The organism is Actinomadura darangshiensis, assembly GCF_004349235.1.
GTDB lineage: Bacteria > Actinomycetota > Actinomycetes > Streptosporangiales > Streptosporangiaceae > Spirillospora > Spirillospora darangshiensis.
On record NZ_SMKY01000377.1, the window covers coordinates 1 to 7,332 of the forward strand.

The window sequence follows — 7,332 nt, forward strand, 5'->3', positions numbered from 1 at the left end:
GGCCTGGCCGGGTCGAAGCGGTAGGCGGTGGGCGGGGCGTCCTGCGGGCCGTCCTCGCCGAGGCCGCCGCCGGCGTGCAGGTGCCAGCGGGCCTGCCGCATGCCGGGCGGGGGCCAGTCGCGGTAGTGCCGCCATTCGCGGGCGCCGGTGACGTACACGCGGACGGGGTCGGCGCGCAGCCCGGACGGGTCGCCCTGCAGGTGGGCGCGGAACCAGGCGAGCGACTCGCGGATCGCGGGCAGGCCGTGCCGGGCGTCGGTATGCCACCAGGGCCCGATCGTCAGGTAAGGGGCGTGCCCGGCGGCGCGCAGCGCGAGGTAGTCCTTCACCATCCACGGCAGGAACACGTCGTACCAGCCGCCGAGGAGGGTGACGGGCGCGTCGACCTGGCCGACCGTGCCGCTGAAGTCGCGCCGGTCCCAGTAGCCCTCGGCGGTGGCGTGGTTGGCGAGGAGGTCCTGGTAGAAGGGCATCGTCTCGCCGCCGGTCAGGACGTCCAGCTCGGCGAGCGGGCGGCCGGACCGGGCGGCGTGGGCGGCGCGGCGCCGCGACAGCAGCGGCGCGGTCACCAGGCCGAGCGGGCGCTGCTGCCGGCGGGTGAGGTCGGTCCAGGTGAGCGTGGACTCCAGCGCGAACGACCCGCCCACGTAGGCCGCGTCCCGGAACGAGGACGCGGTGATCTGCAGCGACATCGCCTTCAGCTCGGGGCCCGCCTCGGCCGCGATCGCCCAGGCGGAGTAGCCGAGGTAGCTGGGCCCGAAGGTCGCGAAGCTGCCGTGGAACCAGGGCTGCCGCTTGAGCCATCCGACGGTGGCGAGCCCGTCGTCGCGTTCGCTGCCGAGCGGGTCGAACTCTCCGCCGGACCCGGACGTCCCGCGCGCGCTCTGCACGACCAGCTGGAAGCCGAACGGGACGAACAGCAGGCCGTTGGCGAGGGCGGCGGGCCCGCGCCGGCCGTAGGGGGTCCGGACGAGGATCGTGGGCGGGCGCTCGACCCCGGCCGGGACATAGCGGTCGGCGAGCAGCGTCACGCCGTCCGGCATCGTCACCGGCAGGTCCCGCTCGACGTGGTAGAAGGCGGGCCGGGGCAGCCTGATCGGCGGGGCGGGGAGTCGGTCCCAGAGCGCCATGCCACCTCCGTCGGGGGGATTGCTACTACCTAGTAAGGTAACCGCCCGCGCGCCCCGGCAACCGTCAGGGCCCGGTGATGAACGCCCACGGGTCGGGCGCTCCGGCGATCGCCGCGCCCAGGTCGTCCGCCCAGGCGGTCTCGTTGCCGTACTCGTCCCGCCACGACCACAGCCGCAGCGTGACCCGCCGCAGGACGTGCTCCTCGGTGACGCCGAGCGCTCCGTGCACCTGGTGGGCGATCGCCGCGACCGTGCCCGCCGCCCGCGACGCGTTCGCCTTGGCGGCGGCCACCGCGACCGGGTCGCCCGGCGCGCGGACGGCCGCGCGCACCGCGACGTCCGCGACCGTCGCCTCCCCGGCCAGCTCCGCGAGCATCTGCTGGACGGCCTGGAACCGCCCGACCGGCCGCCCGAACTGCTCGCGCTCGCCCGCGTACCGGACGGCGAGGTCCAGCGCGCGCCGCATCGCCCCGGTCAGCTGCACGGCCCGCGCCAGCGCCCCGCGCCGCCGCAGCTCCGCCGCGTCCGCGGTGCACGGCGCCGCCGCCTCCGCCCGCACCCCGGGCAGCACGACGTCGTCGCGCGGCTCGCCCGCCACGTTCGCGCCCTCGCGGATCCGCGCGTGCGCCGGGTCGACGATGGCGGCCAGGCCGTTCCCGAGGACGACCAGCCCCCGCGCCGAACGGGCCCAGGGGACCCGGCGGAACGTTCCGGTCAGCGTCCAGCCGCCCCGGTCCTCGACCGCCTCGACCTCGCCGGACACGGCCGTGAGGACGCCCTGCGGCACCCGCAGCCCGGCGCCGGCGAGCAGCCCTCCGGCCAGCAGGGTCTCGGCGAGCGGCACGGCGGCGGCGTGGTACCCGGCGGCGCGCAGCACGGCGGCGGCGTCGGCGGGGTCCCCGCCGCTGCCGCCGGCCTCCTCCGGGACGCCGACCAGGGCGAGCCCGGACTCCTCCAGCGCCGGCCAGGGATCGTCCCCGGACAGGATGTCGTTCGCGGTCTCCTCCAGCAGCCCCATCAGCGCACTCCCAGCCCGCGGGCGACGATGCCGCGCAGGATCTCGTTGGTGCCGCCCCGCAGCGTGAACCCGGGCGCCTGGACGACCGACTCCGCCAGCGCCCGGGCCAGCGGATCGGGGGAGCCGAGGTCGGGCTCCACGCCCGCGTGCGCCCGCGCCGCCTCGACGACCTCGCGCTCGAACCGCGTCCCGAGGTCCTTGACGAGGGCGGCGGGCAGTTCGGGCGTGTCACCGCGGGCGAGCGCGCCCGCGACCGCCAGGGACGCCTGCCGCAGCGACCACAGCCGCGCGGTCAGCCCGCCGAGCGCGCGCCGCGCCGCCGCGTCCGGCGCCCGGCCGTGCAGGAGCCGGACGAGCATGAACGTGCTGAGCAGCCGCTCGGGGCCGCTGCGCTCGTAGGCCAGCTCCGCGGTCACCTGCCGCCACCCGTCCCCGATCCGGCCGAGGACCATCGAGCCGGGGACGAACACGCCGTCGAGCACGACCTCGTTGAAATGGTGCTCGCTCGCCAGCCCCCGGATCGGTCTGATCGTCACCCGCTCGTCCGGCAGCGCCACGATGAACTGGCTGAGGCCCGCGTGCCGGTCGTCCGACCGCGGCGCGCTGCGGGCCAGGACGAGGATCGCGTGCGCGATGTGAGCGCCGCTGGTCCACACCTTGGTGCCGTGCAGCCGCCAGCCGTCCCCGTCGCGTTTGGCGCGGGTGCGGACGGACGCCAGGTCCGACCCCGAGTCGGGCTCGCTCATCCCGATCGCGAAGAAGCACTCGCCGCGCGCGATCGCCGGCAGGAACCGCTCCTTCTGCTCCTCGGTGCCGTTGGCGAGGACGGACGGGCCGGTCTGCCGGTCGGCGATCCAGTGCGCCCCCACCGGCGCCCCGGCGGCCAGCAGCTCCTCGATCACCACGAAGCGCTCCAGCGGCGACCGCCCGTGCCCGCCGTAGCGCTCCGGCAGCGTCATGCCCAGCCAGCCGCGCTCGCCGAGCCGCCTGCTGAACGCGGGGTCGGCGCCGGTGAGCCAGCTGTCGCAGCGCGCCGTGAACGGCGTCTCCGCGAGGAACTCCCGGACCCGCGACCGCAGCTCGGCGGCTCCGGGCGGCAGTGCGCCGGGCTCCAGGACGGTCGGTGTCGCCACCATGTACCTCCTCAGTCAGGGCGACGTTACAGACGCGCACCGGCGCCGCGATCGGCAGCCCCTTACGGAGGGCTTCTCTGGCGGGGCGCGGTGTTCTCTGCGATCGTTGTCGTTCCGCACAAACGCTCCGCAGGGGGAGAGGACATGTGGCCCGGGTCGAACCCACCTATGGGACCGCCACCCGCGGGGCCGCCGCCCATGGGGCCGGGCCAGCCGGGGCCGCAATGGGCGCCGCAGCGGCGCGTCACCCCGGGGGCGGGCTGGTACGCGCTCCCGATCGTCCTGCTGCTCGTCGCGGCCATCGGGTTCTTCACCCTCTTCGCGTTCCTGTGGGACGACTCCCAGGTCGCGGACGGCCCGTCCGCCGCGGGCGATCCCGTGGCCGGGGTGAGCCTCAGCCTCACCGAGGGGTACGGCTACTTCGTCTACGTCCGGACGGGCCGGTCGTCGCCGTACGCGTGCCGGATCGAGGCGGGGGAGCGGTCCGGGTCCGTCCGGCTGACGCGCCAGAACTCCTGGAGCGCGTCCGACCGCCGGGACTACCGCTACACCGCCACGTTCACGGCGCCGCTGACCGGCTCCGGCCGGCTGACGTGCCGGGGCACCGAGGGGCCGATCCTGGTGACACCGGACGACACCGTCCACGGGTACCTGGGGTTCGCGCTGCTGGCCGCGCTCGGCCTCGGCGGGCTCGCGGCGCTGGCGCTCGTCGTCATCGTCGTCCGGCGCAGCGGCGCCAAGCGCAGGGCCGCCACCGCGTCCGTCCCCTACCACTGACTCAGGCGGTGAGCTCGCGCTCCAGCGGGGTGCGGAACCGGGGGACCGAGCGGACGCCGCCGTACCAGGCCGCCACGCGCGCGGCCTCCCGCTCGACGGCGGCCGCGGCGTCGGCGCCGGCGTCCTCCAGCAGGCGGAACACGATCTCGCCGTCGCCCCGCTGCGCCCAGCCGCCGACGATCCGGCCGTCCCACCAGACGGACGGGCCGATGTTGCCGTTCCGGTCGAAGAGCATCGGGCCGTGGCCGCCGAGGAACCAGCCGCGCTCCTGCCATCCCATGGGGGTCGGGTCGAGCGCCGGCAGCAGCGCCGCCCACGGCTCCGGTTCCGACACGGGTTCCAGGTCGTCGGCGAGGACGAGCCCGGTCGCGCCGCCGAGATCGACCTCGGCGACGTCCAGGAGCGCGAGCGCCTTCTTGACGTCGCCGGCGCTCCAGCCCGTCCACCACTTGAGGTCGGCGGCCGGCGCGGGCCCGAACGCGCGCAGCCAGCGGCGGACGAGGCCGGCGCGGGCCTCGGCCGCCGGGAGGTCCTCGATGCCGCCCGGCAGCCACGCCTCGACGGGCGACCACCGGTACTGGCTGCTCACCCACGACCCGTTCGGCCGCCCCCGCACGATGCGGCCCTCGCAGCCGAGCGTGACCAGGATCCACGTGGTGATGTTCGTGGGGCGCGAGTAGGACTTGCCGGGCGCCGGGTCGACCCGCGTCCGCAGCAGCGGCACGTCCGAGCCGAGCTGGGCGCCCGTCGCCTCACCGCGCGCCAGCAGCGCCCGGTGCGCGGCCTCCTGCGCCTCGGCGAAGAGGGCGGGGACGTCGGGGATGTCGCTGCCGCGCTCGATCATCCGCGAGTAGACGCCGCGCTGCTTGGCCGCCAGCCCGTTCGCCGTCGACGCCTGCAGCACCGGGACCAGCTCGGTGGGCGCGACGAACATCGTCCGGCGCATCGCGAGCATCCGCAGCAGCGTGCGGTCGTCGTACAGGGCCTTCTCCACCGCCGCCGGGACGGCGTCCACGCTGCGGGCGGCGACCGACAGGAACACGGTCGCCGGGTCCGTGGCGTGCAGCACCACCACCGATCGGGCGATGTCGAGGACGTCGTCGGTCCTGGCCTTGAGGGAGAGCCGGTGGCGCACGGCGAGCCGGGCCCGCCGCTCCGCGACGTCGATCGAACGCATGAGCGAAGTCTAGACCGGGTCAGCCGTTGTTGGCGATCTTCACGACGACCTGGTCCTTGGTCACGGACTGCACCGAGACGTCGAAGCCCTCGGCCTGCTGCCCGTCGCCCGCGGGCACCGTGACGGTCTGCCCGCCGATCTTGAGGGTGACCATCTCGCCCTGCACCTTCACGAGCTCGGCCTTCACGCCGAGGATGGACGCGCTCGCCTCCACACCGCGGTCGAAGGTCACCGTGCACGAGTTGACACCGCAGGAGGTCTTGCTGTTCTCGCCGCCGCACGCGGCCGCGGCGCCGAGAGGCAGCAGGACGAACGGGAGTACGGCCAGCTTCCGCCGAAGGGGAAAGGAGGTCGAGGTCATGCCGGCGAGTCTAGAGGGGTACCGCGCCGGTGCGCGCCCTCCGCGAGGCGGATCCGTCCGGCGCGAATGTCGTCCTGCACGGTGATGGCGCTGGATCTCCGGATGACGCCGTGTTTCGCTGGGCCGGTGAGCAACGACGGAACCCGGGTGCCGGGCCCGGTGGTGTGCGCGGCACTGGGCATGGAGGCGCGCGCGGTCCGGCGCGGCCTCACCCGCACGCCGGTCGTGGTCGTCGGCTACCGGGCCCGGCGCGCGGACCGGCTGCCGGACGCCTGCGCCGCCCTCGTCGTCGCCGGTTTCGGGGGCGCGCTCGACACGCGGCTGCGGCCCGGCGACGTCCTCGTCGCGGACGAGATCCGCACTCCCGGCGGCGAGAAGGCCGTGCCCTGCGCGGCGCCGCGCCTGCTCGCCGAGGAGATGATCCGGGACGGCCTGAGCGTCCAGACCGGGCCCCTGGTGACCACCGGCCATGTCGTCCGCGGGAAGGAGCGCGCCGTCCTGGCGGCGCAGGGCGCGCGGGTGGCCGAGATGGAGGCCGCCGTCGTCGCCGCGCACGCCGGGAGGCTGCCGGTCGCCGCCGTCCGCGTCGTCGTGGACGGCCCCGGGCACCCGCTGTGGCACCCGGGCGTGCTCGGCCGCGGCCTGGCGGCGCGGCGCGTCCTGGCCCGCATCGGGCCCGCCCTGGAACGCTGGAGCGTCCTCCTCGTCCGCGGCGAGGACGGCACCGCCGCCCGCTGAGCGCGGCTAGCCGTGGCCGGTGCCGTGGCCCGAGCCGTGGTGGTCGCCCTGGACGATCTTGCCGCCCAGGTCCTTGCGGAGCGTCTCCAGGGTCTTCTGCTGGCTGACCACCACCCAGCGCGCCCCGACCAGGTACGTCCCGCCCCAGGGCTTCGCCTCGGTCAGCCAGGCGTTCATGCCGTTGTCGGTCGTGAAGCTGAGCAGCACGTACCGCCCCTGCGAGGTCTTGCAGTTCCCCTGCTCCAGGTCCTTGACCTTGCGCTTGCCGGTCGGGGAGCAGTCCGTCTGCTTCGCCAGCTCGGCCAGGCTCGCGGGCTTGGCGGTCTTGCCGTCCGCCGCGTCGGACTTGGCGCCGCAGCCGGCCGCCAGCGGCAGTGCCAGCACGGCCGCGCACAACGGCACGGTCTTCAACAGGCCGAGATGGTGTCGGGAGACCATCGCTTGTCCTCTCCGGGGTGGATGCGCGATTCGACCGTGGAATACGCGCCCCGCCCCGGCGAGGTTCATCCGGGGGTCAGGTCATCAGGCGGGCGCCCGCGGCGGCCCGGACGCCCGGGTCCTCGGCGTCGTCGTGCTGGAGCCGCCGCAGCCGCAGGTCCGTCTCGCGGGTCAGCGGCGCGAACCGGGCCGCCTCCGCCCGCACGCCGTCCTCGCAGTCCCACAGCCCCTCGACGGTGTAGGACTCGGCCGTGTGCGGGGCCGTTCTCGTCAGCGCGGTCAGGACCCGGGGCCTCAGGAAGGCGTAGACGGACTCGGTCCAGGCGGTCTTCAGCAGCGGGACGGCCTCACCGGCGCGCAGCCGCCCCAGCCCCTCGATCGGGCTCGCCGCGTCGGCCCAGTCGCGCCGGTCCATGGCCTCGCGCAGCTCGTCCATCAGCAGCGGGATGTCCTGCCGGGTGCCGTACCGGGCGAGGATCCGCAGCCCCATGTCCGCGCACCCGCCCCGCTCCGCCGCCCACGCCCGCGCCCGCGGCAGCGTCTCCGGCCCGTACTCGCGC

General features: G+C 75.7%; 8 protein-coding genes and 1 pseudogene. 2 read left to right on the forward strand and 7 right to left on the reverse strand.

Features of this window, described 5'->3' with window-relative positions:
- The 3 genes from E1293_RS42010 to E1293_RS42020 all read right to left on the reverse strand — a co-directional run.
- Positions 1–1,130 (reverse strand): CocE/NonD family hydrolase (locus tag E1293_RS42010; protein WP_132204918.1); only part of this gene is annotated, 1,130 nt, incomplete at its 3' end.
- Positions 1,131–1,194: 64 nt separating this feature from the next.
- Positions 1,195–2,148 (reverse strand): acyl-CoA dehydrogenase family protein, encoded by a 954-nt coding sequence (locus E1293_RS42015; RefSeq protein WP_132204920.1) that lies wholly within the window; start codon positions 2,146–2,148, stop codon positions 1,195–1,197.
- A complete protein-coding gene (locus E1293_RS42020) occupies positions 2,148–3,284 on the reverse strand; it encodes an acyl-CoA dehydrogenase family protein (protein ID WP_132204922.1) in 1,137 nt (378 codons plus the stop codon). Before E1293_RS42020 ends, E1293_RS42015 begins: the two co-directional genes overlap by 1 nt.
- 165 nt (positions 3,285–3,449) lie before the next feature.
- On the opposite strand from E1293_RS42020, the gene E1293_RS48165 reads away from it, so the two are divergent.
- Positions 3,450–4,058, forward strand: coding sequence for a hypothetical protein (locus tag E1293_RS48165; protein WP_165978650.1), 609 nt, complete (start codon positions 3,450–3,452; stop codon positions 4,056–4,058).
- 1 nt (position 4,059) lies between these two features.
- Here E1293_RS48165 and E1293_RS42030 read toward each other — a convergent pair whose 3' ends face one another.
- Together E1293_RS42030 and E1293_RS42035 are read right to left on the reverse strand one after the other, a co-directional pair.
- Positions 4,060–5,235: a winged helix DNA-binding domain-containing protein gene (locus tag E1293_RS42030; RefSeq protein ID WP_132204924.1), complete on the reverse strand. Its 1,176-nt coding sequence runs from the start codon at positions 5,233–5,235 to the stop codon at positions 4,060–4,062.
- 19 nt (positions 5,236–5,254) lie between these two features.
- Positions 5,255–5,596 (reverse strand): hypothetical protein, encoded by a 342-nt coding sequence (locus E1293_RS42035; RefSeq protein ID WP_132204926.1) that lies wholly within the window; start codon positions 5,594–5,596, stop codon positions 5,255–5,257.
- Positions 5,597–5,722: 126 nt separating this feature from the next.
- On the opposite strand from E1293_RS42035, the gene E1293_RS42040 reads away from it, so the two are divergent.
- Positions 5,723–6,334, forward strand: coding sequence for a phosphorylase family protein (locus tag E1293_RS42040; protein WP_165978651.1), 612 nt, complete (start codon positions 5,723–5,725; stop codon positions 6,332–6,334).
- Between the two features lie 6 nt (positions 6,335–6,340).
- Here the strand turns inward: E1293_RS42040 and E1293_RS42045 are convergent, their stop codons facing one another.
- Positions 6,341–6,772, reverse strand: a complete 432-nt coding sequence (locus E1293_RS42045) for a hypothetical protein (protein ID WP_132204930.1) — start codon at positions 6,770–6,772, stop codon at positions 6,341–6,343.
- Between the two features lie 76 nt (positions 6,773–6,848).
- A pseudogene (locus E1293_RS42050) lies at positions 6,849–7,332 on the reverse strand (hypothetical protein); the annotation flags it as partial.